Annotated in this window: 23 protein-coding genes; 7 read left to right on the top strand and 16 right to left on the bottom strand. The window is 63.6% G+C overall.

Going from position 1 to position 24,581, the window contains the following annotated elements; translation table 11 throughout:
* Window positions 1-130: 130 nt before the first annotated feature.
* The 4 genes from ACNFCJ_RS20770 to ACNFCJ_RS20755 all read right to left on the bottom strand — a co-directional run bounded on the left by ACNFCJ_RS20770 (window position 131) and on the right by ACNFCJ_RS20755 (window position 6,418).
* Window positions 131-706, bottom strand: coding sequence for a DUF6436 domain-containing protein (locus ACNFCJ_RS20770; protein WP_416773362.1), 576 nt, complete (start codon window positions 704-706; stop codon window positions 131-133).
* A complete protein-coding gene (locus tag ACNFCJ_RS20765) occupies window positions 703-966 on the bottom strand; it encodes a hypothetical protein (protein ID WP_416773361.1) in 264 nt (87 codons plus the stop codon). The genes ACNFCJ_RS20770 and ACNFCJ_RS20765 overlap by 4 nt, the downstream gene beginning before the upstream one ends.
* Window positions 967-1,029: 63 nt before the next feature.
* Complete coding sequence (hrpA, locus tag ACNFCJ_RS20760; RefSeq protein WP_416773359.1) at window positions 1,030-5,046, bottom strand: ATP-dependent RNA helicase HrpA; 4,017 nt, start codon at window positions 5,044-5,046, stop codon at window positions 1,030-1,032.
* A 199-nt stretch (window positions 5,047-5,245) separates the two neighbouring features.
* Window positions 5,246-6,418, bottom strand: a complete 1,173-nt coding sequence (locus ACNFCJ_RS20755; RefSeq protein WP_416773358.1) for an MFS transporter — start codon at window positions 6,416-6,418, stop codon at window positions 5,246-5,248.
* 95 nt (window positions 6,419-6,513) lie between these two features.
* Here ACNFCJ_RS20755 and ACNFCJ_RS20750 point away from each other — a divergent pair, with 95 nt between their 5' ends.
* Complete coding sequence (locus ACNFCJ_RS20750; RefSeq protein WP_416773356.1) at window positions 6,514-7,407, top strand: LysR family transcriptional regulator; 894 nt, start codon at window positions 6,514-6,516, stop codon at window positions 7,405-7,407.
* A gap of 12 nt (window positions 7,408-7,419) precedes the next feature.
* Here the strand turns inward: ACNFCJ_RS20750 and ACNFCJ_RS20745 are convergent, their stop codons facing one another.
* Both ACNFCJ_RS20745 and ACNFCJ_RS20740 read right to left on the bottom strand, forming a co-directional pair.
* Entirely contained in the window at window positions 7,420-7,731 is a 312-nt protein-coding gene (locus ACNFCJ_RS20745) for a hypothetical protein (protein ID WP_143506700.1), read from the bottom strand.
* On the bottom strand, window positions 7,732-8,238 hold the full coding sequence (locus tag ACNFCJ_RS20740; protein ID WP_416773355.1) for a MarR family winged helix-turn-helix transcriptional regulator: 507 nt from the start codon (window positions 8,236-8,238) through the stop codon (window positions 7,732-7,734).
* An 85-nt stretch (window positions 8,239-8,323) separates the two neighbouring features.
* Between ACNFCJ_RS20740 and ACNFCJ_RS20735 the strand changes: the two genes are divergently transcribed.
* On the top strand, window positions 8,324-9,226 hold the full coding sequence (locus tag ACNFCJ_RS20735; protein WP_416773353.1) for an EamA family transporter: 903 nt from the start codon (window positions 8,324-8,326) through the stop codon (window positions 9,224-9,226).
* A gap of 81 nt (window positions 9,227-9,307) precedes the next feature.
* Here ACNFCJ_RS20735 and ACNFCJ_RS20730 read toward each other — a convergent pair whose 3' ends face one another.
* The 3 genes from ACNFCJ_RS20730 to fadD2 form a co-directional block, all read right to left on the bottom strand.
* Window positions 9,308-9,841 carry an REP-associated tyrosine transposase gene (locus ACNFCJ_RS20730; protein ID WP_416773352.1) on the bottom strand — a complete coding sequence of 178 codons (534 nt, stop codon included), beginning with the start codon at window positions 9,839-9,841 and terminating at the stop codon, window positions 9,308-9,310.
* Between the two features lie 454 nt (window positions 9,842-10,295).
* A complete protein-coding gene (gene fadD1 / locus ACNFCJ_RS20725; RefSeq protein ID WP_416773350.1) occupies window positions 10,296-11,984 on the bottom strand; it encodes a long-chain-fatty-acid--CoA ligase FadD1 in 1,689 nt (562 codons plus the stop codon).
* Window positions 11,985-12,375: 391 nt separating this feature from the next.
* Window positions 12,376-14,064 carry a long-chain-fatty-acid--CoA ligase FadD2 gene (gene fadD2 / locus ACNFCJ_RS20720; protein WP_416773349.1) on the bottom strand — a complete coding sequence of 563 codons (1,689 nt, stop codon included), beginning with the start codon at window positions 14,062-14,064 and terminating at the stop codon, window positions 12,376-12,378.
* Window positions 14,065-14,281: 217 nt separating this feature from the next.
* On the opposite strand from fadD2, the gene ACNFCJ_RS20715 reads away from it, so the two are divergent.
* The 5 genes from ACNFCJ_RS20715 to codA all read left to right on the top strand — a co-directional run bounded on the left by ACNFCJ_RS20715 (window position 14,282) and on the right by codA (window position 19,647).
* A complete protein-coding gene (locus tag ACNFCJ_RS20715; RefSeq protein WP_416773347.1) occupies window positions 14,282-15,232 on the top strand; it encodes a lysophospholipase in 951 nt (316 codons plus the stop codon).
* Complete coding sequence (locus ACNFCJ_RS20710; RefSeq protein ID WP_181564115.1) at window positions 15,229-15,699, top strand: MaoC family dehydratase; 471 nt, start codon at window positions 15,229-15,231, stop codon at window positions 15,697-15,699. The genes ACNFCJ_RS20715 and ACNFCJ_RS20710 overlap by 4 nt, the downstream gene beginning before the upstream one ends.
* Before the next feature lie 209 nt (window positions 15,700-15,908).
* On the top strand, window positions 15,909-17,180 hold the full coding sequence (codB, locus tag ACNFCJ_RS20705) for a cytosine permease (protein ID WP_416773345.1): 1,272 nt from the start codon (window positions 15,909-15,911) through the stop codon (window positions 17,178-17,180).
* Window positions 17,177-18,400 (top strand): PucR family transcriptional regulator, encoded by a 1,224-nt coding sequence (locus tag ACNFCJ_RS20700; protein WP_004423911.1) that lies wholly within the window; start codon window positions 17,177-17,179, stop codon window positions 18,398-18,400. Before codB ends, ACNFCJ_RS20700 begins: the two co-directional genes overlap by 4 nt.
* An 11-nt stretch (window positions 18,401-18,411) precedes the next feature.
* The gene (gene codA / locus ACNFCJ_RS20695) at window positions 18,412-19,647 is read left to right on the top strand and encodes a cytosine deaminase (protein ID WP_416773343.1); all 1,236 of its coding nucleotides are present in this window, start codon (window positions 18,412-18,414) and stop codon (window positions 19,645-19,647) included.
* Between the two features lie 195 nt (window positions 19,648-19,842).
* Here the strand turns inward: codA and ACNFCJ_RS20690 are convergent, their stop codons facing one another.
* The 7 genes from ACNFCJ_RS20690 to ACNFCJ_RS20660 form a co-directional block, all read right to left on the bottom strand.
* Window positions 19,843-20,694, bottom strand: a complete 852-nt coding sequence (locus tag ACNFCJ_RS20690) for an HlyD family secretion protein (protein WP_143506709.1) — start codon at window positions 20,692-20,694, stop codon at window positions 19,843-19,845.
* A gap of 11 nt (window positions 20,695-20,705) precedes the next feature.
* The gene (locus tag ACNFCJ_RS20685) at window positions 20,706-20,909 is read right to left on the bottom strand and encodes a DUF1656 domain-containing protein (protein WP_416773341.1); all 204 of its coding nucleotides are present in this window, start codon (window positions 20,907-20,909) and stop codon (window positions 20,706-20,708) included.
* Window positions 20,896-22,884 carry an FUSC family protein gene (locus ACNFCJ_RS20680; protein WP_416773340.1) on the bottom strand — a complete coding sequence of 663 codons (1,989 nt, stop codon included), beginning with the start codon at window positions 22,882-22,884 and terminating at the stop codon, window positions 20,896-20,898. The genes ACNFCJ_RS20685 and ACNFCJ_RS20680 overlap by 14 nt, the downstream gene beginning before the upstream one ends.
* Window positions 22,885-23,079: 195 nt before the next feature.
* A complete protein-coding gene (ccoM, locus tag ACNFCJ_RS20675; protein ID WP_017361612.1) occupies window positions 23,080-23,196 on the bottom strand; it encodes a cytochrome c oxidase subunit CcoM in 117 nt (38 codons plus the stop codon).
* A 200-nt stretch (window positions 23,197-23,396) separates the two neighbouring features.
* The gene (locus ACNFCJ_RS20670; RefSeq protein WP_416773338.1) at window positions 23,397-23,558 is read right to left on the bottom strand and encodes a hypothetical protein; all 162 of its coding nucleotides are present in this window, start codon (window positions 23,556-23,558) and stop codon (window positions 23,397-23,399) included.
* Entirely contained in the window at window positions 23,555-24,154 is a 600-nt protein-coding gene (locus tag ACNFCJ_RS20665; protein WP_143506712.1) for an alpha-ketoglutarate-dependent dioxygenase AlkB family protein, read from the bottom strand. The genes ACNFCJ_RS20670 and ACNFCJ_RS20665 overlap by 4 nt, the downstream gene beginning before the upstream one ends.
* 34 nt (window positions 24,155-24,188) lie before the next feature.
* The gene (locus ACNFCJ_RS20660; protein WP_099522029.1) at window positions 24,189-24,482 is read right to left on the bottom strand and encodes an aspartate-semialdehyde dehydrogenase; all 294 of its coding nucleotides are present in this window, start codon (window positions 24,480-24,482) and stop codon (window positions 24,189-24,191) included.
* Window positions 24,483-24,581: the final 99 nt, after the last annotated feature.

Genomic DNA, 24,581 nt, shown 5'->3' with positions numbered 1-24,581 from the left:
CCAGTAGCGTCGAGGATTACGAAGCGCTGCTGCCGTGGAACTGCTCGCCAGCTTCTGCCTCTGCTTCCTGAAAAAAACCGTCCGCTAGGACGGGGTTTATGGAGCGGTTACATAGCTTCTGCCTACGCCACTACTTCCAAGCGCAATAACACCCCACCGCCAACCCACTGGCCAGCGACACATGGCGCCCCTGGGTCAGCGCATCGAGTACCGGCTCGACGAAGCTGTTGCTGGAGTTGCACACCAGCCCTTCGCTGTAAGGGCCGGCATAGGCCAGGTTGCCGTCGCGATCCCAGATCGCCAGAGCCGGGCTGGCCGGCAGCGACTCCATGCCCTCGATACCCGGCAGAGGCTTCATCCGCCCCCGCAGAAACGGCGCTATCTCGCCTGTGCTGCCACGCTTCTGCACGCTGTAGAACTCGACATCGGCATTGCGATGCAGGCCGATCAGGTAGCGCAGGTGCGCGTCGGTTTCCCCGTTGCAGGGGCAATCTGGGTCCCAGAAGTGCACCACACGAATGGGGCCAGGGCCAGCCAGCTCAGGCGGCAGCTTCAACTCGCCCTGACCGAAGATCACCGTCTGCTCGGCATAGGGCCGCAAATACGCCGCGCCGCTAAGCCACCAGATCAGCACCACGCTCCCCAGCGCCAGCACGCAGAAGCCCACCACCAGATGCTTGAAGCTCAGGCGTTGCAGCAGGTTCATGGCTGATGGCCGAACTTGCGCAGGAACTGCTTCTCCATCTCCTGGCAACTTTCCTCGGTGAAGCTGCGCTCGGTGGCCTGCGCGCTCTTCCAGCAGGCTTCGATGGCCGCGCGTTCACCCGCCTCGATCTCGCCATCCTGCGGGCGAGTCATGATGTAAATCAGCCCGGCGAAAATCAGTACGACAAAGGCCAGGCCGGCCAGAAACAGGCCCAGGCAGCCACGGCGCCCCAGCCCGGAATTATCTTCACTTGCGCTCATCTTTCTCGGTTTCCGCATTTATCAGTGGTTGGCTCGCCCCTGCACCGGGGCGAGCGCCGATCATCAACCTTCAACCAGCGTCCACTGCTTGCTCAGGCGCTTGTCCGACACCGCCATCTTCGTGCCCAGTTGCTGAGCGAACAGCGACACGCGGTATTCCTCCAGCATCCAGCGATACAGCGTGAGCTGCGGGTCGCGCTTGCCTTCCTGGGCATGTTTGCCAGTGCGCGCCTTGTACTGTTCCCAGTAGCCTGTGAGCTCGCCCGTCCACACGCGGTCGCGCTGCACCTGAGCGCCCACCTTGTCCAGGCGCTGCTCGATGGCCTTGAGATAGCGCGGGATCTCCTTGAGCCACTCGCCCGGCGTCTCGCGCACGAAGCCGGCATAGACCAGATTGGCCAACTGCTGCTTGATGTCGTTGAGCGCCATGGCCTGGGCCAGGTCGATCTTGCCCTTGAAGCGCTTCTGCAAGCCATGGTTGAGCTTGAGGATTTCCAACACCTGACGGGCGATGCGTTCGACATGCGCCGTCCAGTCACCACGCTTGCGCTCGGCCAGTTGCGCCAGTGCCGCGCCGTCGCGTGGCAGCGTGGCTTCGCCCTCAAGGATGCAGGCATCCAGGCTGGCCAGCAGAATGTCCTCGACCAACGCCTCGACACGGCCGATATCGCGATACAGCAGGCCCAACTCGGTCAGCCCCGGCAGCTTGCCACGGAGGAACTTGGCCTGCTCGGCCAGTTGCTGCAACAGCAAACGCTGCAATGCACGGCGGTGCTGGAAGTCGGCCTCGGCCTGGGTCGGGAAGCGCCCTTCCTTGACCACGCCAGCCTCCTCCACCAAGGCCGGGTAGACCGTCATGGAAAGCCCGGCGATCTTCTGCTGCGCCTTCTCGGCCACTTCGGCGAAGGCCTTGGCCTCCACCGCTTTCGGCTTGTCGCTCTGCTGCGGGATGGCCAACGCGGCCTGGCTGGCCTCGGCGAAACGTGCGGTCAGCTCGGCCAGGTCGCGGCCTTCACCGAGGAACTTGCCGCGCGCATCCACCACCTCGATATTCATCTTCAGGTGGTTTTCCAGGCTTTCAGCCGCTTCCGCCCAGGCCTCGTCGGATACCCGCGCGCCGGTCATGCGCAAGAGCTCCTGGCCGAGTGCCTGCGGCAACGAACCCTGGCCGAACACCAGCTTGCCCAGCGCCGCGCCGACGAAGTCCGGCACCGGCACGAAGTTCTTGCGCAGCGCCTTGGGCAGGCCGCGCACCAGGGCGATGCACTTGGCCTCCAGCAGCCCCGGCACCAACCATTCCAGGCGTTCGGGCGGCAGTTGCGGCAACAGCGGCGCCGGCACACGCAGGGTCACGCCGTCACGCGGGTGGTTTGGCTCGAAGTGATAGCTCAATGGCAGTTGCAGCTCGCCGATGCTCAAGGTGTCCGGGTACTGCGCGGCGGTGACTTCCTTGGCATCGCGGGCCAGGGCGTCCTCCTCGCGCATGATCAGCAGCTGCGGGTCGGCGGCGCTGCCCTTCTTGTACCAGCTCTCGAAACTCGCGGCCTGGTAGATGTCCTGCGGGACGCGCGCGTCGTAGTAGGCGAACAGGGTTTCCTCGTCGGCGAGAATATCGCGGCGGCGCGACTTGGCCTCCAGCTCGTCAAGGCGTTCGAGCAACTGGCGGTTGGCGGTCAGGCAGCGCACGCGGCTGTTGATATCACCGCGCACCAGGCCCTCGCGAATGAACATCTCGCGCGCCACAGGCGGGTCGATGGGGCCGTAATGCACCGGGCGGCGGCCGACGATGATCATGCCGTACAGGGTGACCTGCTCGTACGCCACCACCTGGCCGCGCTTCTTCTCCCAGTGCGGCTCCAGGTGGTTCTTCTTCACCAGATGCGCGGCCAAAGGCTCGATCCAGTCCGGCTCGATCTTCGCCACCATACGCGCGAACAGCTTGGTGGTTTCCACCAGCTCGGCGGCCATGATCCAGTTGGGCTTCTTGCGCCCGATCACGCTCGACGGATGAATCCAGAAACGCCGCTGGCGCGCGCCGAGGTAGTCGCCCTCCTCGGTCTTCTGGCCGATCTGGCTGAGCAGGCCGGCAAGAATCGCCTTGTGCACGGCGGCGTAATTCTTCGCCCGCACCGCTGCCTCGCTAGCCTCGGCCTGCTGCCGGGCAATGGCGTTGACGCGGGTGTCCTTGGTCGGCTGCGGCGTGTTCGCCGCTTGCTCGCCCTGCGCCTCCGAGCGGTTCTGGCTGCCTTTGCCCATCAATTGCAGATCACGGGCGATCAGCACCAGTTGCCGGTGCGCATCGCGCCATTCGCGCAGGCGCATGTAGTTAAGGAAGTTCTTCTTGCACCAGGTGCGCAGCGGGTTGCTGCCCAGCTCCTGGCGTTTTTCCTCGAAGCCGCGCCACAGGTTGATCAGCGCGGCGAAGTCCGAGTCCACATCCTTCCACTGCGCGTGCGCCTGGTCGGCGGCCTGCTGGCGATCCATCGGCCGCTCGCGCGGGTCCTGCACCGACAGCGCGGCAGCGACGATCAGGATTTCCTCCAGGCTGCCCTGCTTGGCGCCCTCCAGCACCATACGCCCCAGGCGCGGGTCGATGGGCAGGCGCGCCAGTTGCCGGCCGATGGGCGTGAGCTGGCTTTCGCGGTTGACCGCCGACAGCTCCTGCAACAGGTTGAAGCCGTCGCTGATGGCCTTGCCGTCTGGCGGCTCGATAAAGGGGAAGTCCTCGATGCTGCCCAGGCGCAGGTGCAGCATCTGCAGGATCACCGCCGCCAGGTTGGTACGCAGAATCTCCGGGTCGGTGAATTCAGGGCGACCGAGAAAATCTTCCTCGCTGTACAGACGAATGCAGATGCCCGGCTCGACCCGCCCGCAACGGCCCTTGCGCTGGTTGGCGCTGGCCTGCGACACCGGCTCGATGGGCAGGCGCTGCACCTTGGCGCGGTAGCTATAGCGGCTGATGCGCGCGGTGCCGCTGTCGATCACATAGCGGATGCCCGGCACGGTCAGCGAGGTTTCGGCAACGTTGGTGGCCAGCACGATCTTGCGCCCGGCCATGGGCGCGAAAATTTTCTGCTGCTCGGCCGGCGTCAGCCGTGCATACAGCGGCAGCACCTCGGTATGGCGCAGGTTGGCCTTGCGCAGCACCTCGGCCGCCTCGCGAATCTCGCGCTCACCGGGCAGGAACACCAGCACGTCGCCGGGTCGCTTGCCCACACTGCGTTCGTGCTCGGCGATCTCGTCCAGCGCGGCGAGGATGCCCTGGTCGATGGACAGGTCGTCGAGCAGACGCTCGCCTTCCTCGTCCACCTCGGCCGCCAGCGGGCGGTACCAGGTTTCCACCGGGTAGGTACGTCCGGACACCTCGATGATCGGCGCATCGTTGAAATGCTTGCTGAACCGCTCCAGATCGATGGTCGCCGAAGTGATGATCAGCTTGAGATCCGGGCGACGCGGCAGCAGGGTCTTCAGGTAGCCGAGCAGGAAGTCGATGTTCAGCGAACGTTCGTGCGCCTCGTCGACGATGAGGGTGTCGTACTTTTCCAGAAAGCGGTCGTGCTGGGTTTCGGCGAGCAGAATGCCGTCGGTCATTAGCTTGATCAGCGTGCCGTCCTTGCTCTGATCCTCGAAGCGCACCTGATATCCGACCAGCTCGCCCAGCGGCGTGCCGATCTCTTCCGCTACCCGAGTCGCCACACTGCGCGCCGCCAGCCGGCGTGGCTGGGTATGGCCGATCAGCCCATGCACACCCCGGCCGATCTCCAGACAGATCTTCGGCAACTGCGTGGTCTTGCCCGAACCGGTCTCACCGGCGATCACCACCACCTGGCTCTTTTCCAGCGCGGCCTTGATCTCGTCGCGCTTGGCGGCAATCGGCAGCGCATCGTCGTAACGCATCGCAGGGATGCTACTGCGCCGCGCCGCCACCTTGTCGCTGGAGGCCTGAAAACGCTCCAGCCACTGCGCCAGCTTGGCCTCGTCAGGGTGCTTCTGCAGCTCATGCAACTGCCGGCGCAAGCGATGGCGCTCGGCGATCATGACGTGGTCGAGGTTCTTCTGCAGCGTGGCGAGGTCAGTCATCTGGATCGAGGCAATCAGGGCAAAGGCGCGATTGTCGCAGATTCGAGCCCTGCCCGCTGCCGGGAGAGCGCGCGTAGGGTGGATCGGAACGCCGACCGCTCGTAGCGATAGCGAACAGCCCACCAGCTAGAACAAAAGGCGTACTGCTTCGCGAGTACGCCCTACATCATTGGTCAGCCGCCCCATCAATAAAGGCATGTCACCGGCATATCGCCGTCGCAGCAACACCTTTAGAGCGCCAGGCAAACCCCAGCACCATCAGCAGCCCCAGCCCGGCCATCGCTGCACCGGCCAGCGAGATCGCCGGATAGCCCAACCCCGCGTTGATCACCGCGCCACCCAGCGCTGCGCCAATCGCGTTACCGAGGTTGAAGGCGCCGATATTCACCGCCGAAGCCAGGTTGGGCGCTTCCTTGGCGGCTTCCATCACGCGCATCTGCAGCGGCGGCACGATGGCGAAGCTGGCGATGCCCCAGATCAGGATGGCCACGGCGGCTGGCAACGGCCAGCGCATCAATACGGTGAAGGCCAGCAAGACCAGGATCAGCGCACTCAGCGAGACGATCAGGGTGCGGTCGACGGAGCGATCTGCCGCCTTGCCACCCCACACATTGCCCAGCGTCAGGCCGATGCCGTACAGCACCAGCATGGCGGTGATGAAGGCGGTGGACGCCTGGGTCTCGCTGCTGAGGATCGGCGCGATATAGGTGAACACGGTGAACATCGCGCTGGAACCAATCACGGTCAGCGCCAGCGCCGCCAGCACCGGGCCCCGGCCCAGCACGCGAATTTCCGCCAGTACCCCATCGCTTTTCGGCAGCGGCACGTTGGGCAAGGCGAACCACAGCGCGAGCATGGCCAATACCCCCAGGCCGGTAATGCCCCAGAACGCCGTGCGCCAGCCAAACACTTCACCGAACCAGGCCGCCAGCGGCACGCCGCCGATGGTCGCCAATGTCAGGCCCATGAACATGGCCGCCACCGCCCCTGCGCGCTTGTCTGGCGCCACCACGCTGGCGGCGACGATGGAGCCGACGCCGAAGAAGGCGCCGTGGTTCAGCGAGGTCACCACCCGCGCAATCAACAGGCTGTAGTAGTCGGTCGCCAGGGCCGACATCAGGTTGCCCAAGGTGAAGATGGCCATCAGCCCGATCAGCAGGTAGCGCCGGGGAATCTTGCCGGTGGTCAGGGTCATCAGTGGTGCGCCGAGCAGCACGCCCAGCGCATAGGCGCTGACCAGCAGGCCGGCAGCAGGAATGGAAACGCCGAGATCGCTGGCGATACCCGGCAACATGCCCATGGGGGCGAACTCGGTAACGCCGATACCGAAGGCACCGATGGAGAGTGCAACAAGGGGTGGATTGATACGCATGGAAAGGCTCCTCATCTATGCCGCGAATGCTACGATCCAGCCTTTACCGGCGGTAGATGGCTTTTCTGGCAAACACCTTTGCTTACGGAGCACAAATGGATATAGGCGGCAGGTCAGGTGACATGGTGGTGTTCGCCACCGTGGCGGAGGAAGGCAGCCTGTCAGCCGCGGCACGCGCACTGGGGCTGACACCTTCGGCGGTCAGCCGCATCATCGCGCGCACCGAGCAACGCCTCGGCACCCGCCTGCTGCTGCGCACCACCCGCGCAATCACCTTTACTGCCGAGGGCGAGGCGTATCTGCGTGGCGCCCGGCGCATCCTCGCCGATATGGCGGAGGTCGAAGAAGCCATCGCCGACCAGGGCGTGCCACGGGGTCGCTTGCGCGTCAGTGCCGCGCTCGGCCATGGCCGAATGACCATCGTGCCGCTGGTGGCCGCGTTCAGCGCGCGTTACCCGAACATCACCGTCGACCTCAGTCTGGGCGACGAGGTGGTCGACATTCTCGGTGGCCAGGCTGATGTGGCCGTGCGCTTCGGCCATCTGCCGGACAGCCCGTTGACCGCCCGCAAGGTCGGCGAAACCGGCCAGGTGGTGGTGGCCTCCCCCGATTACCTGCAACGCCATGGCACGCCGCAGCAGCCGGAAGACCTGCTGCAGCACAACTGCCTGCGCTTTAATTTCCGCCGCGCAGAACCCAACTGGCCCTTTACCCGCGATGGCCAGGCGTTCTCGCTCAAGGTCTGCGGCAATATCGAATGCAGCAGCGGCGAAGCGCTGGCGCAATTTGCCCGGGTCGGCGCCGGCATCGCGCGCATCGGCGAATTCAGCGTGGCCGAAGACCTGCAGCGCGGTGATCTGGTGCCGCTGCTGCAAGCCTTCAACCCCGACGACCGGGAGCCGATTCATGCGGTATTCATCGGCGGCCCGGCAATGCCGGCGCGGGTGCGGGTGTTCGTGGATTTTCTGGTGGAACATCTCCGGATGTGAGCAGCGGCGGGGTCAACACTGATCCCAGATTTCGATGCCTAGCTCAGCATCGGGCGGACATGCATCAATCCGCTCTTGAAGCACTTCGGGCGTGAAGTAAAGCGCCGGGGACATTCTTCGGTTTGCCGGCAGCCTCGGCAGTATGTCGCTGGCCGAGCCCCTGTACAGGCTGGGGAAGTTGTCAGAGCGGGTCTGCGTGAGCTTCCCGGCTTCGGCCAGTTCATCGACCCACCGCGGCCACCCAGCCTCCCAGAGCGCCAGGGTGTTTTCCCCTCGAACCGACTCAACGTCGGGGTACATATAGATCCGCATCTGATAGCTCATTCAGCGTACTCCCTCGCGCTCAACCAACCCCGCCAACAACTTGCCATGCAATTCATGCAACGTGCGCTGCTCGTCAGCGGTCAATCCTGAAAGCACGCGCTGCAGGTTGGCCACATGGCCTTCGAGCATGCCGTCGATCAGTTCGAACCCAGCCGGCGTCAACGCCACCAGCACACCACGGCGGTCACTGGGGTGTTTGCGCCGTTCGATCAGCCCGGCCTTTTCCAGGCGGTCGATACGACTGGTCATGCCGCCCGAGGAAATCATCGCGCTCTCGTACAACGCTGTCGGCATCAACGCGTAGGGCTCACCCGAGCGACGCAGAGTAGCGAGCAAGTCGAACTCACCGGCCTGCAGCCCATGTTCGGCGAAGAACGGCAGCAGGTGATCGCGGCTGATCACCTGGTTCAGCTCAGCCAGACGGCCAATCACCGCCATGGAAAAACCATCCAGATCCGGGCGCTGTCGAAGCCATTGCTCGGCAGCCAATTGTGCGCGGTCTTGCATATCGCCCTCGATTTATCTTGATATCAAGATACTTTTTAAAAAGAATGTTTGCATCGTAACGCATCCATCCTCAGGAGACAGCTGCATGCCCGGCTCCCAATTTCGCCCTGTTCTCGCCTTGTCACTATTACTGACCATCGGCGCTCTGATGGGACTGACCAGCATTCTGGTGAAACTGGCCGGCAACGTTGGCTGGCCGGCCATGGCCTACCTGCTCTGGAGCCTGTTGGGCGGCGGCTTGCTGCTGTTGCTGTTCACCTGGATACGCGGCGAGCGCCCCGGCATCAGCCCAGGGTTGCTGGGTTACTACCTGGCCTCGGGGCTGCTCAGCATCGCGGTGCCGAATGGTTTGCTGTTCAGCTCCATCGGCCATGTCGGCGCCGGGTTCGCCTCGATGTGCCTGGCCTTCCCGCCTTTGATCACCTATCTGCTGGCCCTGGCTTTGCGCATGGAGGGACTGAGCCGCATTCGTCTGCTGGGCATCTGCATCGGTCTGGCTGGCAGCCTGCTATTGGCACTGGGCAAGCTCAACGCCGGTGACAGCCCCCTGCTGTGGGTACTGGCGGCGCTCTGCGTGCCGGTGTTTCTGGCGCTCGGCAACATCTACCGCGCCCGCTACTGGCCGCAGGGCGCCAGCCCGCTGTCCCTGGCACCCGGCATGCTGCTCGGCGGCGCTCTGCTGCTGGTGCCGCTGGGCCTGTTCGGCGTCGATCTCGCACCGCGTTTGCAAGGTACTGCGGCCGTGGGCCTGCTGGTCTTGCAAATGCTGCTGTTCGCGGCCGTTTATGCGCTGTTCTTCGTCCTGCAGAACCTGGCCGGCACGGTTTTTCTCAGCCAGATCGGTTCGGTCGCGGCGATCACTGGCGCGGCCATCGCCATCGGCCTGCTCGGCGAACAGGGCAGCCTGTCGATGCTGCTGGCGGCGCTGTGCATCGTCGGCGGCGTGCTGCTGGTGGCCTGGCGTGGCGCGAAGGAGGCACAAGCATGAAGCGCCAGCGTGTAGGGCGGATCGGGACGCCGACCGCTCGTAGCGGAGCGAATAGTCCGCCGATCAGCGCCCTCGCACGCATCAATCGTCATAAAGCCCTTCCTCCGTCTCCGGGCCTCCCGCCCAGTCCAGGGGATAGCGTCCACTCTCAACGTCTCGGTGAAAAGTGGAATAGGGCCAGTCACTTACCCGCTGCACCAAGCCATGCTTGAGCGGGTTGATGTGGATGTAATCGAGATGGCGGCAGAAATCCTCATCGTCACAAATCAGGTGCTCCCAGTAACGACGTTGCCAGATGCCACGCTCACGGCGGCGCAGCAGAATCTTCGAGCGCCATTCCTCAGCCGGCACATCACGGGAAAAGATCATCTTGATCAGGCGCCAGCGCAGTGCGAAATCAGCCTCGCCCTGCGGAAGCTCGATCAGGCAGTGGAGATGGTCGGGCAATACCACCCAGCCATGAATCTGGAACGGGTGGCTGCGCCGGACGATACGCACGGCCTCGCGCAAGACGCCGATATTGCGGACAAGCAGATCGTTACCATGGCGAACACGCAGGGCGTGCGTGAAGAAGTAGGTGCCACCCGGACACCAGACGCGGCGGTAGTTGGGCATGAGACGTCGTCCTTGACGGTCTTGGTGAGCAAGAGTCTAGACGACAGGTTGCCTAAATACCTCAACCTTTAACGGCGTACTGCTTCGCGACGACTGCATGGATGCAGGAGGTAGAGCGACGCAGGAAGCCAAAGCCGAGTACGCCCTACATCGCTGAAGGCCATAGCGCGTAGGGCGGACTCAGGAGCGAAGCGAACAGTCCGCCGGACCATGCCACGCCACGCACCACGACGCTCCAGCGAACCTCTGGCGGCGTAACGCTCCGCGACGACTGCATGGATGCAGGAGGTAGAGCGACGCAGGCAGCCAAAGCCGAGTAGGCCCTACGGTCCAGCGCGTAGGGCGGACTCAGGAGCGAAGCGAACAGTCCGCCGGGCCACTCGGCGCACCCCACAGGCAGGTGACGCAATGAAAAACGCCACCCGAAGGTGGCGTTTTCATCAGCAGGGCCGAATCACTTCTTGCCCAGCTTCTTCAGCTCTTCGTCGCGCAGCTCGCGGCGCAGGATCTTGCCAACGTTGGTGGTCGGCAGCATGTCGCGGAACTCGACGGCCTTGGGCACCTTGTAGCCAGTGAGGTTGGCGCGCATGTGCTCCATCACCTGCTCCTTGGTCACGCTCTCGCCCGGTTTGACCACCACGAACACCTTGATCGCCTCGCCGGATTTCTCGTCCGGCACACCGATGGCGGCGCACTGCAGTACGCCCGGCAGAGTTGCCAGCACATCTTCCAGTTCGTTCGGGTAGACGTTGAAGCCGGACACCAGAATCATGTCCTTCTTGCGGTCGACGATGCGCAGGTAGCCATCTTCCTGGATCAGGCCGATATCGCCGGTCTTCAGCCAGCCTTCGGCGTCGAGGATTTCATCAGTGGCTTCCTGTCGCTGCCAGTAGCCCTTCATCACCTGCGGGCCTTTCACGCACAGCTCGCCGATTTCGCCGATGGCCAGCTCCTGGCCGTCGTCATTGATGATGCGGCACAGGGTCGATGGCACCGGAATGCCGATGGTGCCGAGCTGGATGGCGCTGAACGGGTTGACCGTGGCCACCGGGCTGGTCTCGGTCATGCCGAAGCCTTCGCAGATGGCGCAACCGGTGACTTCCTTCCAACGCTCGGCCGTGGCCAGCTGCAGGGCCATGCCGCCGGAGACGGTGAGTTTCAGGCTGGAGAAGTCCAGCTTGCGGAAGTCCTCGTTGTTGCACAGGGCAACGAACAGGGTATTGAGGCCGACGAAGCCGGTGAAGCGGTACTTAGCCAGGTCCTTGATCACCGACGGCAGGTCGCGCGGGTTGGTCAGCAGAATGTTGTGGCCGCCGATCAGCATCATCGCCATGCAGTGAAAGGTGAAGGCGTAGATGTGATAGAGCGGCAGCGGCGCGATCAGCACCTCGCAACCTTCATTGAGGTTGGCGCCCATCAGCTCCTTGACCTGCAGCATGTTGGCCACGAGGTTGCGATGGGTAAGCATCGCGCCCTTGGCCACGCCGGTGGTGCCACCGGTGTACTGCAGCACGGCGATATCGGCGTTGCTCGGGTTGGCTTCGCTGAAGCTCTGGCCGCGGCCCTTGGCCAGGGCGTCGTTGAGCTTGACGGCCTGCGGCAGGTTGTAGGCCGGCACCATCTTCTTCACGTGCTTGATCACGAAGTTGACCAGCAGACGCTTGAAGGTCGGCAGCATGTCGCCAACTTCGGTGACGATCACGGTCTTGACGCCGGTCTTGGGTACGACCTGCTCGGCCAGGTGGGCCATATTGGCCAGGCAGATCAGCGCCTTGGCGCCGGAGTCGTTGAACTGGTGCTCCATTTCCCGCGCTGTATACAGCGGGTTGGTGTTGACCACCACCAGGCCGGCGCGAATGGCACCGAAGACCACGACGGGGTATTGCAACACGTTGGGCAGTTGCACGGCGATGCGGTCGCCGGGCTTGAGATCGGTGTGATTTTGCAGGTAGGCAGCGAAGTCCCCGGAGAGTTTGTACATCTCGCCGTAGGTGAGCGTCTTGCCCAGGTTGCTGAAAGCAGGCTTGTCGGCGAAGCGTTGGCAGGACTCTTTCAGTACCGCAAGGATGTTCGGGTACTGGTCGGGATTGATTTCGGCAGCAACCCCAACGGGATACTTGTCCTTCCAGAAGTTTTCGGTCATGGAAGCCCACTCCTAAGCAACAGCTGATCTTCACCGCGCGAAGGCGGTTGTTTGTTGTGTGTATAGCTCGCTTTCCCGCTGACCCCAGGGCCCGGAAGCGCGCCGAGAGTAGCAGCTTTGCCAGAGGCCCACCAGCACCAAGCACGGCCCACGCAGTCGTAAAAGTGACCAAAAAAGACCAAAAAGTCACGACCTATATTTTCCGCCGATAATCCGCGAAAAGCCTCTAGCTCGCATATTGCAGCGTTTGGAGCCTAGCGCGTAAGTGTGACCGATGCAGTGCGGTAGCGCATGCAACAGGCTTTGGCGGTTACGAAATCACAACAATTGGACTGCCGATGGCAGCGGGAGGCGGGAAGCCCCTTCTCTACCGCGAGAAGGGGCTCTGGAGTCAGGCGATGTCGCGCAGCTCGCGACGCAGGATCTTGCCAACCGGGGTCATCGGCAGCGAGTCCTTGAACACGATGTGCTTGGGCACCTTGTAGCCGGTGAAGTTTTCCTTGCAGTAGGCCTTGAGCTCTTCCGCGGTGACACCGCCGTCACGCGGCACCACGAACAGTTTGACCGCCTCCCCGGACTTCTCGTCCGGCACACCGATAGCGGCGCAACTGGCGACCTTCGGGTGGGCCATGACCACATCTTCGATCTCGTTGGGATACACGTTGAAACCCGAGACGATGATCATGTCCTTCTTGCGATCGACGATGCGCACGAAACCGTCCGGGTCGATCACGGCAATGTCGCCGGTCTTGAACCAGCCTTCGGCATCGAGCACCTCGGCAGTGGCTTCTTCACGCAGCCAGTAACCCTTCATCACCTGCGGGCCCTTGATGCACAGTTCGCCGCGCTCGCCCGTGGGCAATTCATTGCCGTCGTCATCGATCACCTTGAACGCCGTGCCCGGCACCGGAATGCCGACCGTACCCAGGCGCGCCTTGTCACCGTAGGGGTTGGTACTGGCCACCGGCGAGGTTTCGGTCAGGCCATAGCCTTCGACCACGGTGCAACCGGTCATCTGCTGCCAGCGCTCGGCGGTGGCTTTGACCAACGCGGTACCACCGGAGTTGGTGACCTTGAGGTTGGAGAAGTCGAGGTTCTTGAACTCGGGGTTATCCATTAGCGCGACGAACAGGGTGTTCAGGCCCAGCAGCGCGGAGAACTTCCACTTGCCCAACTCCTTGACGAAGCCGGGGATGTCGCGCGGGTTGGTGATAAGTACGTTGTGGTTACCGTTGACCATCATGCACATGCAGTTCGCGGTGAATGCATAGATGTGGTACAGCGGCAGCGGCGCGATCATGATCTCCTGGCCCTGCTTCATCAGCGGCGTGCCGTCCAGGCCGAGCTGCGACAGGCAGGCATCGACCTGCAGCATGTTGGCCACCAGGTTGCCATGAGTGAGCATCGCGCCCTTGGCTACGCCGGTGGTGCCGCCGGTGTACTGCAGCACGGCGATGTCGTCGTGACTGGCCTTGACCGGCGCCAGTGCCTGGCCATGACCCTGCTTGAGCACCTGCTTGAAGGCAATGGCCTGGGGCAGATGGTAGTCCGGCACCATCTTCTTGACCTTCTTCACCACGGTGTTGACCAGCCAACCCTTGAGGGTCGGCAGCAGGTCGCCCATCTTGGCTTCGATCAGGTAGTCGATCTCGGTATCCGGCAGCACCTCCTGCACCAGCTTGCCGAACATGTTCAGGTACACCAGCGCACGCACACCGGCGTCCTTGAACTGGTGGCGCATCTCACGCGCGGTGTACAGCGGGTTGGTGTTGACCACGATCAGCCCGGCGCGCATGGCGCCGAATACCGCGATCGGATACTGCAGCACGTTGGGCATCTGCACCGCGATACGATCGCCCGGCTTGAGGTCAGTGTGCTTTTGCAGGTAGGCGGCGAAGGTCGCGGAGAGGCGATCCAGCTCGGCATAGGTCAGCGTAACGCCGAGATTGCTGAAGGCAGGACGGTCGGCAAAGCGCTTGCACGAGCGCTCGAACACTTCGATCACCGACTTGTAGCTGGACAGGTCGATATCGTTGGGCACGCCAGGGGCGCGTTTGTCGTTCCAGAAATCAGGTTGCATTGTTCTTGTCCTCTTCCCCTGAAGTGATCTGACTGCCCGGAAAGTAGCAGCTTAGGGCCGAGCCGCAAATAGCTCGAAGGCGTCATTGATGGGCTGAATTTCGCAATAAATGCAGTGATTCGTAACCGATCTTTACCGCTGCGAAGAAAACCGGGGAGCTATGCCTGTTGATGACCAAGGTGCACAATGCCGCCAACTTCCGGCACAAGGATTCGCCATGCGCCACAACGCCTTTCCCCTGGCCACCCAGGACGGTCTTCACCTGCACGTCAACCACTGGCACGGTGATCAGCCACCGCGCGCGGTGGTCATGCTGTCCCACGGCATGGCCGAACACAGCCTGCGCTATGCACGCCTGGCCGAGAGCCTGGTAGCCGCCGGCTTCGACCTCTATGCGCTGGACCAGCGCGGTCATGGCCAGAGCGCCGCTCAAGGCGTGCTCGGCCACTACGCCGACGAAGGCGGCTGGGACAAGGTGGTCGGCGACCTGGCCTCGCTCAATCACCATATCCGCCAGCGCTACCCGCAAGCACCGATCTTCCTGTTCGGCCATAGCATGGGCAGCTACATCGGCATGGCTTATCTGATGGGGCACAGTTGCAGCCTGCAGGGCGCCGTGCTGTCCGGCTCCAACTACCAGCCCGTGATGCTGTACAAGGCCGCCCGGCTGATCGCTGGCTTCGAACGCTGGCGTCTGGGCCCCAAAGGCCGCAGCAAAGTCATCGATTTTCTCTCCTTCGGCTCGTTCAACAAGGCCTTCAAGCCCAACCGCACGGCCTTCGACTGGCTCAGCCGCGACCCGGCGGAAGTGGACAAATACGTGACCGATCCGCTGTGCGGTTTCGTCTGCACCACGCAGCTGTGGTGTGACCTGCTCGACGGCCTGCAATACATCACCCCGGTCGAGAACCTGGCGCAGATCGATGCCGACCTGCCGCTGCTGGTGATCGGCGGCTCACGCGACCCGGTCAGCGACGGCAAGCGCCTGGGTGATCTGGCAGGCGCCCTGCGCGAGGCCGGCGTGCGCGACGTGCAACTGAAGATTTATCCCGAGGCCCGTCATGAGCTGCTCAACGAGAGCAATCGCGACGAGGTCACCACCCACCTGATCGACTGGCTGCAGCAGGCGCTGAGCCAGGAACGAAGCCCAATCAAGGAGTGCCCATGACCCAGGTAACCAACATCCCCTACGACGCCCTCGAAGTCGGCCAGCAGGCGAGCTTCGAGAAACAGGTCGAAGAGCGCGACGTGCAACTGTTCGCCGCCGTCTCCGGTGACAACAATCCGGTGCACCTGGACGCCGCCTTCGCCGCCGAGACCATGTTCAAGGAGCGCATCGCCCACGGCATGTTCACTGGCGCCCTGATCAGCGCCGCCATCGCCTGCAACCTCCCCGGCCCGGGCACCATCTACCTCGGCCAGCAGCTCAAGTTCACCCGCCCGGTGAAGCTCGGCGATACCCTTACCGTGAAGCTGGAAGTGCTGGAAAAACTGCCGAAGAACCGCGTGCGCATCGCCACCCGCGTGTTCAACCAGGACGGCAAGCAAGTGGTCGACGGCGAAGCCGAAGTGCTCGCCCCGAGCGCCGAGCAGACCGTGACCATGCCGCCGATGCCGCAGGTGACCGTAAACTGATGCGCTGCAAGCTGGTGCGCGACAGCTCTGGCGCGCACCACTTTTGTTCTATGCTCACAACGCAAATGTAGAAATGCGCTTCAAAAAGGCATTTCTTTGTGCAAACAGCACAAAGCTTTTTGACGAGCAGACCAAACCGAACGCACCTGCCACTCTGGCACGCCCCCTGCTATCGCCAAGGCCTCGACACCCACACCGGAGCCAGGTCCATGAGCCACGCCACCCCCGATAGCGATTACCCCCTCAGCGAGGTGCCCAACGGCGCACGTAAGGGGCTGTTCTCCACCGCCATCCTGCTGTTCGGCTTCACCTTCTTCACCGCCACCATGTTCGCCGGCGGCAAGATCGGCATGGCCTTCGACTTCACCACCCTGCTCTGGGCCGCGGTGATCGGTAACCTGCTGCTTGGCCTGTATGCCGCCGTGCTGGGCCTGATCGCCTGCCACAGCGGCCTGAACTCGGTGCTAATGGGCCGTTTCTGCTTCGGCGAGGTGGGCAGCAAGCTGTCCGACATGCTGCTCGGCTTCACCCAGATCGGCTGGTATGCCTGGGGCACGGCGACCATCGCCATCGTCCTGGTGAAGATCCTTGGCCTGTCCGAAAGCCTGACCATTCCGTTGATGGTGCTGTTCGGCTTCGGTTTCTGCCTCACCGCCTTCGTCGGCTACAAGGGTCTGGATCTGCTTTCGCGCGTCGCCGTGCCGGCCATGCTGGTGCTGCTGGTGGTGTCGCTGTGGATCGCTACCCGTGATATCGGCGGTCTGGCCGGCCTGCTGGCGGTCGAGCCCAAGGAGAGCATGAGCCTGAGCGTGGCCATTACCCTGGTGTTCGGCACCTTCGTCAGCGGCGCCACCCAGGCCACCAACTGGACGCGTTTCGCCAAGAGCGGCCGCGTCGCGGTACTGGCCAGCCTGTTCGGCTTCTTCATCGGCAACGGCCTGATGATCGTAGCCGGCGCCTATGGCGCCATCGTCTACCAGCAACCGGACGTAGTCGAAGTGCTGGTGCTGCAAGGGCTGTCCATGGCTGCCGTGGTCATGCTGTTCCTCAACCTGTGGACCACCCAGGACAACACCATCTACAACTTCGCCGCTGCCGGCTGCAACCTGCTGCGCACCGGCAAGCGCAAGACCGTCACCCTGGCAGGCGCCGGCATCGGCACCCTGCTGGCCATCGGTGGCATGTACGAGATGCTGATCCCCTTCCTGATCCTGCTCGGCTCGATCATCCCGCCGATTGGCGGCGTGATCATGGCCGACTTCTTCTACGGCCACCGCGCGCGCTATCCGAAACTGGCCGATGTACGTCTGCCGACGTTCAACTGGGTCGGCCTGGGCGCCTACCTGATCGGTGCACTCAGCGCCTACTTCTCGCCCTGGGTAGCCCCGCTGGTGGGCATCGCCGTGGCTGCCGTGGCCTACGTTGTGCTGTTCGAACTGAACAAGGCCCTGGTCGGCCGCCAACAGGTCGCCGGCGCGTGAGCCTGACCGTCGCCGATGTACTCGCCCTGCCCGACCTGGCCAGCATGCACCTGCGTGCCGGCCAGGCCGGGCGCGACAATGCCGTGCGCTGGCCCTACGTGGCCGAGAACGAAGGCATCGCCGACTGGGTGATGGGCGGCGAGCTGATCTTCGTCACCGGCATCAACCATCCGCGTGACGAAGCCAACCTGCTACGCCTGGTGCGCGAAGGCCATGAGCGCGTGGTGGCCGGCATGGTCATCCTCACCGGCGCCGAGTTCATCCAGGCCATCCCGCCCAGCGTCATCGCAGAAGCCGAGCGCCTGAACCTACCACTGATCGAGCAGCCCTACGCGCTGAAGATGGTGGTGGTCACCCAGGCCATCGGCACCGCGCTGGTGCAGGCGCAGCAGCTCGGCCGCTCACGCCAGCACGTGCTGGAGCAGGTGCTCGAGGGTGACTACCAGTCACTCGAGGTGCTGCTGCAACGCGGTGACAGCCTCGGCCTGGCACTGCATGTGCCGCGTCAGGTGGCACTGCTGCGCCTCGACGGCAGCGAGCAACTGTTCGGTGACCTGCCCGACGAAGACGCCGAACGCCAGCTACAGACTCGCCAACAACTGCTGCAACGGCGACTGGAGCAGAGCCTCGGCGAACTCGGTAATGCGCTGCCGCTGGTCAGCCAGGGCCGTCACTGGATCGCCCTGCTGCCCTGCCCCGATGCCCACGCCGAAGCGCGTAATCGTCAGGCCATGACCGTGCTGCTCGATGAACTACGCCCGCAACTCGGCCCACTACGGCTGTTCCTTGGCCTAGGCAGCGCCGGCTGCGAGGCGCCGCGTTTCGCCCAGGGCCTGGGTGAAGCACGCCAGGCACTGGCCGTGGCGCAGCGCTTTCCCGAGCGCCTGGGCCTGTGCAGTTTCAATGAATTGGGCGTGCTGGAGCTGCTCGGTGCGATCCGCGACCGCAGCCTGCTCGATCGCTTCGTCGAACGCGTGGTCGGCCCGCTGATCGGCGACGACTCGCGCCACCAACCGGTGCTGATGCCGACGCTGGAGGCCTGGTTCGCCGAGAACGGCAACCTGGCCCTGGCCGCGCAACGCCTGAACGTTCACCGCAATACCCTTAGCTACCGTCTACAGCGCATCGAAGCGCTGACCGGCTGCTCATTCGAAGATCCGCACGACCGCCTGAACATCAGCGTTGCGCTGTTGATCCGGCGCCTGTCGTCGCCTGCCTGAGAGGAAACCTGATGATCATCCACAATGCACGCCTGCGCGGCCGAGACGGCCTGCACCGCATCACCCTGGACGGCGAGCGCATCGCTGCCATCGACGCCCAGCACGCCTTGCCCCCCATCGCCGAGGGCGATCTGAACGCCGCCGGCAATCTGGTCGTGCCGCCCTTCGTCGAGCCGCACATCCACCTCGACGCCACCCTCACCGCCGGCGAGCCGGCCTGGAACATGAGCGGCACCCTGTTCGAGGGCATCGAGCGCTGGGCCGAGCGCAAGGCGCTGGTCACCCATGAAGACACCAAGACCCGCGCCAAGAAGACCATCGACATGCTGGTCGACCATGGCATTCAGCACGTGCGCACCCACGTCGACGTCACCGACCCGACCCTCGCTGCCCTCAAGGCCATGCTCGAAGTACGTGAGGAAACCCGCCACCTTATCGACTTGCAGATCGTCGCCTTTCCGCAGGAGGGCATCGAGTCCTACGCCAATGGTCGCGCGCTGATGGAGCAAGCCGTGGAACTGGGCGCCGATGTGGTCGGCGGCATCCCGCACTTCGAGAACACCCGTGACCAAGGCGTGTCGTCGATCAAGTTCCTTATGGATCTGGCCGAGCGCACCGCCTGCCTGGTGGACGTGCACTGCGACGAGACCGACGACCCGCAGTCGCGCTTTCTCGAAGTGCTGGCCGAAGAAGCCCGCGTGCGCGGAATGGGCGCACGTGTCACCGCCAGCCACACCGTGGCCATGGGCTCCTACGACAACGCCTACTGCTCCAAGCTGTTCCGCCTGCTGAAGATGAGCGGCATCAGCTTCATTTCCTGCCCCACCGAAAGCATCCACCTGCAGGGCCGTTTCGATACCTACCCGAAACGCCGGGGCCTGACTCGCGTGGCGGAGATCGACCGCGCCGGGATGAACGTCTGCTTCGGCCAGGATTCCATCGTCGACCCCTGGTACCCGCTGGGTAACGGCAACATCCTGCGCATCCTCGAAGCCGGCCTGCATATTTGCCACATGCTCGGCTACGAAGACCTCAAGCGCAGCCTGGATCTGATCACCGACAACTCGGCGCGCGCACTGAACCTGGGTGAAGGGTATGGGCTGGAAGTGGGGCGCCCGGCCAACCTGCTGATCCTCTCGGCGCCGGACGATTACGAGATGGTACGCAGCCAGGGCCACGCGCTGGTGTCGGTGCGCCACGGCAAGGTGTTGATGCGCCGCACGCCGGCACAGATCGAGCGCGCCTGACGCTGAAACAAGGGAAGGGCTTTAGATCGTGGATGACGCTTTTTTCATCCACCATTGCGTCGGTCCAAGCGGTGGACAAGCTTCGCGTTGTCCACCCTGCTAACTCATGCGAATAGTGACCGTAGGAGCGGCCTCAGCCGCGATTCACCTTGAAGAGCTCGCGACTGAAGCCGCTCCTACAATTGTGAAACCGCCCTATTCCACCCTTACGCTGGCGGTCATGCCGGCGCTCAGCACCATGCCCTCAGGTACCTGATCGAGCTTGATGCGCACCGGAATGCGCTGCGCCAGGCGCACCCAGTTGAAGGTCGGCTCGACATTGGCCAGCAGTTGCCCATCCGGGCTGGCGTTGCGGTCGGTGATGCCACGGCTGATGCTTTCGACCTCGCCGCGAATCTGCTGATCACCGCCCATCAGCCACACTTCCACCGGCGCGCCAACCTGTATGCGCGGCAACTTGGTTTCCTCGAAATACGCCTGCACGTAGAACGATTCGGTATCGACCAGCGCCATCACTGCCTGCCCGGCATTGATGTAGTTACCCTGCGCCAGCACCAGATTGGTGATCTGCCCATCGCGTGGGGCATACACTTCGCTGCGTGCCAGATTCAGCTCGGCCACACGCAGATCGGCCTGCGCTTCGCGGTACTCGCTGCGCGCCATCTCGGCATTGATCTGCGCGTTTTCCAGCAGCTCGGCACTGATCGCCTGGGCACCTAGGCGAGAGCGGCGCGAAGCTTCGTGCTCGCGCAGGCTCAGCTGCTGGCGGCGAATATCCACCACCGCCTTGGCTTTCTCCACCGCCGCCTGATAGCGATCGCGGTCGATGCTCATCAGCAGATCACCCGCCTTGACCTGCTGGTTGTCGCGCACCTTGAGCTCGACCACCCAGCCGGACACGTCCGGGGCTATGGTCACCACGTCGGCGCGCACCCGAGCGTCGCGCGTCCAGGGCGAGTACATGTAGTGCTGCCAGATCCAGGAGCCGGCGAAAATCGCCGCCGCCACCATGGCCAGGGTGATGCCGACTCGAATGGTCGAACGCATGCTTTCTCTCCTCAATGCGCCAGGACGGCGATTACCGCCGCCAGCACGCAGACATACAAGGCACAATCGAACAGGGCTTCGTGCCAGATCCAACACGACAGCCCGACACGCTGCAGTCCCAGGCGCAACACGCCGGTCAGCAACAGCGCCAATACCGCGTAGGCCGCCATCGGGCTCAGCAACACGCCGCCCAGCGACCATTCATGCAAACCCATCAGCCCCTCCCCTTAGTTGGCACCAGTGACGCCAGCCGTTCTGCAGTTGCAACAGAGCCGCCTCGGCCAGACGTTTGTCGATGCTCGGCGTGCAGGCGCGCAGGGCCTGTTGCAGTTCGGCCACCGCTGCGTTCAGGTCATCTTCACGGCCTGGTGCGGGACCACGCTCCAACGCGTCATCGAGGCGCTCCAGGAAACGCTGCTGCGACCGCGCCAGGCCAGCATCGGCATTGGCCAGACACTTGCGCAGGTGCAGCAACTCGTCGCCCAGGTCGAGACCGGCCACGCCATCGTCCCAGCGGCTGCGCGTTTGATCCGGCCGCGCCGGATAGTGTCGTGCCAGCTGGATCAGGCGATCAGCCATACGCCCGCCGAACCAGTTCTCGGCGCGACCCAAGTCACGACGGGTCAGCCGCCCCAGATCGCTCAGGATCGCCTGCATCAGGCGCCGCCCATGCCAAACCGGATTGCGCAATACCACCAGCTTGAACGCCATCACCGCGCAACCCACGCCCATCAGCATGCCCGGCGCTTCATTGAGGAAAAATTCGACGTTGTAGCCGACACCCGGCGCCGGCAGGCAGAGCACGATGAAGTGCAGGCAGAACGAGGTCGAGGTCGCGGCCGTCGCCGGTTTGGCCATGCCCAGCACGCCGAAGAACAGCGGCACGCCCAGCACCATGCAGAGCATCACGAAGCCATCGATCTGCGGCATCAGGATCTGGCCGACGAAGAACGCTACCGGCAGCGCGTAGAAGATGCCGCGCAGGAACATCATGCCGATCTGCGGCGCCGCTTCGAGGCGGGCGAACAAGCTGCAGACCACACAGGCCAGCAGCAGCGCACCGGTGGCGTGGGTCCAGCCGGTGGCCAGCCAGAACGCCGCCAGAACCAGAAAGGTCAGCGCGCTGCGCGAGCCATACACCAGCGCGGTTTGCCAGTCGTAATGCCAGGACAGGGCGCGCGGCGCATCGGCCGGAGCCCTGCCCTCCTCGACCGCGCGCAACGCGTGGCTGGCTTCCTCGACACGCAACAGCAGCACCATCAAACGTTCCAGACACAGTTGCTGGCCACTGCTCAGTTCATCGTCCTGCGCGGCCTGACGCAGTTGCTCGACCAGCTCCAGCAGGCCCGCTGGCTGCTCCTGCTGCAAGCGCTCGTCCACCACCTGCAACCAGGGCGCGACCGCCTGCGCCTCGACACCGCTCAGTTGCCGCCACTGCCGCGCCACTCCACGGGCCAGGCGTAACATGCCGAGCAGATCACGACTCAACACCCGCAACGCCACGGCACGCTGGCGACCACGGGCACCCTCGAACCAGGCGTGCTCGCGCTGGGCGTCGACGGCGACGATCCGCGCCAGCACCTCCAGCAAGCCCTGTCGCGAATCAGCCTCACCCGCCAGCGCCTGACGCGAAGCCGCAACGCCGGCCTGCCAGGCGTTGCGCGCCTGCTGTGCCAGTTGCCGCTCGACGCGCTGCGGCCAGAGCAAAGCGCTGCTCAGGGTGGCGCAGATGATGCCCAGGCAAATTTCCGTGCAGCGGGCGATGGCTTCATCGAATACCACATGCGGCTTGCCGATGGCCGGCAAGGCGATGATCGCCACGGTGTAGCCAGCCAGCACGAAGGAATATGACCAGGCGCTGCGCAACATGGTCGAGGACGCCGTACACAACGCCAACCACAAGGCGAACGCCAGTATGAACAGCAGCGGCGCCTGGGCGAACAGGCCCATCATCACCACGGCCATGAAGGTGCCGACCAGCGTACCGAGCAGCCGCGCCAGGCCCTTCTGCACCACCATGCCGGACAGCGGCTGGGCGACGATGAACGCGGTCATTAACGCCCACTGCGGTTGCTCCAGGCCGAAACGCAACGCACACCACAACGCCAGACCGCCGCCGAGCAGGGTCTTGATGGCAAATTGAACGGCTTGCGAGCTTGGCGCGAGAAACGCCAGCAAGGAATCACGCACGATGGCTACCTGAAGAAATCTCAACTCTGAACATAGCTGTAGCGATTGGGTTCCGCCTCCGTGCGAAACTCAATTATTAGCTAGCTAAGTATTTATGTCCAGAAGGCGCCATACGCCCAGGCAGGCAACATGCAAATAAAAAAAGGGCGACCGAAGTCGCCCGAATTGCCTTGCGTGCCCAGTGAACTGGAAGGGTTAGCTCTGCTTGCGCTTGTGAGCATCCTTCCAGATGAAGTAACCAACACCCCCGAAGAACGCGACCATCAGAAGAACGGTGCCGACTCCGGCGAGAACCACTGTATCGACGAACATGGCTGCCTCCTGTTGTGCCTGTCTGTCTGGGATGGCTTCACGTTATCAGCGCTGGCAGCGGGAAAATTGATCTGGATCAATGGCTGACGAGCAGGCGCGACCAGGCCGGAGGGAATACTGACCCAGGTCAAGAAATCGAGGGGGTGCGAGGCGGGAAGCACGGCCTGGCAGCCGTGCATGACGAACAAACGATGGGAGTTTCAGCGCTTCTTGGGTTTGCTCTTGGACTTCTTCTTGGCCTTGCCGATCGGCAAGGCCTGCTCGAAAACCTGGCGCATCTCGTTGAGGCGCTTGTCGTTGAGATCGTGGATACGCTTGTCGCGCTCGGCGGCGAAATCGATCAGCTTGTCGTCATTGCTCATAGCGGAAACCGAATCAGGCGAAAGGTCAGGTTCAGGCGTGGCGCGCAGGCTTGCCGCGTCTTCGCCACTTGATGTTGCCAATGATGCTGGGTCGGCCCGCGCATGACCAGTAGCGAAGCGTGTTCCAGCGTCAGTGAATGTTCGATACGCGTACTGCCGACGCGGCGCAGATCGAAACGCCGGCTGCCGCCCAGATTGAGCGAGGCGATCAGCGGATCACGTCCCAGCTCCGGCTCTGCATCGCTGTGCCAGCCCATGGAGTCCTGGCCGTCGCGGTAATGGTTGAGCAGTACGGCGTTGAGCGGCTGCCCGACCTCTTTCGCGACCCGCTGGCGAATCTCACTCAGTAGCGGCGTCCAGGGCAAGGGTTCGTGAAGCTTCCCGGAATAACGATAACGTGCCTCAGGGTCGCCATACCAAGCCGTCAGCCGCGGTGTTCGATGATAGCGACCATGGATGAACAACTCCGGCTGCTGCCAGGGCGTCTGTTCAACCAGCGTATGCAGCCAGCTATCGGCGAGCGCGGGGTCGATCCAGCCTGGGAGGTAGTCCAGCTCTGCATCTGCGAGTGCGGGCAAGGGGTCGGCGAACAGCATGACGATCTACGCACAAAAGAATGAAAAGAGTTTCTCAGACTTCCACATCCACCCAAAGTCCTTGTCGCGGAAGATCGCCCAGCGTCTGTTCCACCTCTTCTGGCTCGGCCTCGGCCAGCTGTTCCGGAGTGTAGCCACGCCGCTGACGGCGGCGCTGCTCTTCGCGCAGCAGCTCCTCGGTTTCCTGCGGGTGCCGCTTGTCCAGGCTCAGCGCACTTTCCTTGGCACTGCCCTCGGCCGGGGTCACCGGAGGAATCTCGGGCTTGGGCTTGATCACGTCCTGCGTGGCAGTGACTGGCACCAGGCTATGGGGGATAGGCGGTAGCACGTTACAGCACCTCCGTTGGTCAGGCTGTCGGCCCCGTCATCCGCGACTTTAGCCTGTGCTCGCTACACTTTCGACTGGCGGACGCAATGATAGTGCCAT

Origin of the sequence: Pseudomonas sp. NY15364 (assembly GCF_048068235.1) — a bacterium.
In the GTDB taxonomy this organism is placed as follows: domain Bacteria; phylum Pseudomonadota; class Gammaproteobacteria; order Pseudomonadales; family Pseudomonadaceae; genus Aquipseudomonas; species Aquipseudomonas mendocina_D.
Note: the sequence above shows the minus strand (reverse complement) of the source record. Positions and strands in the feature narration are given on the sequence as shown.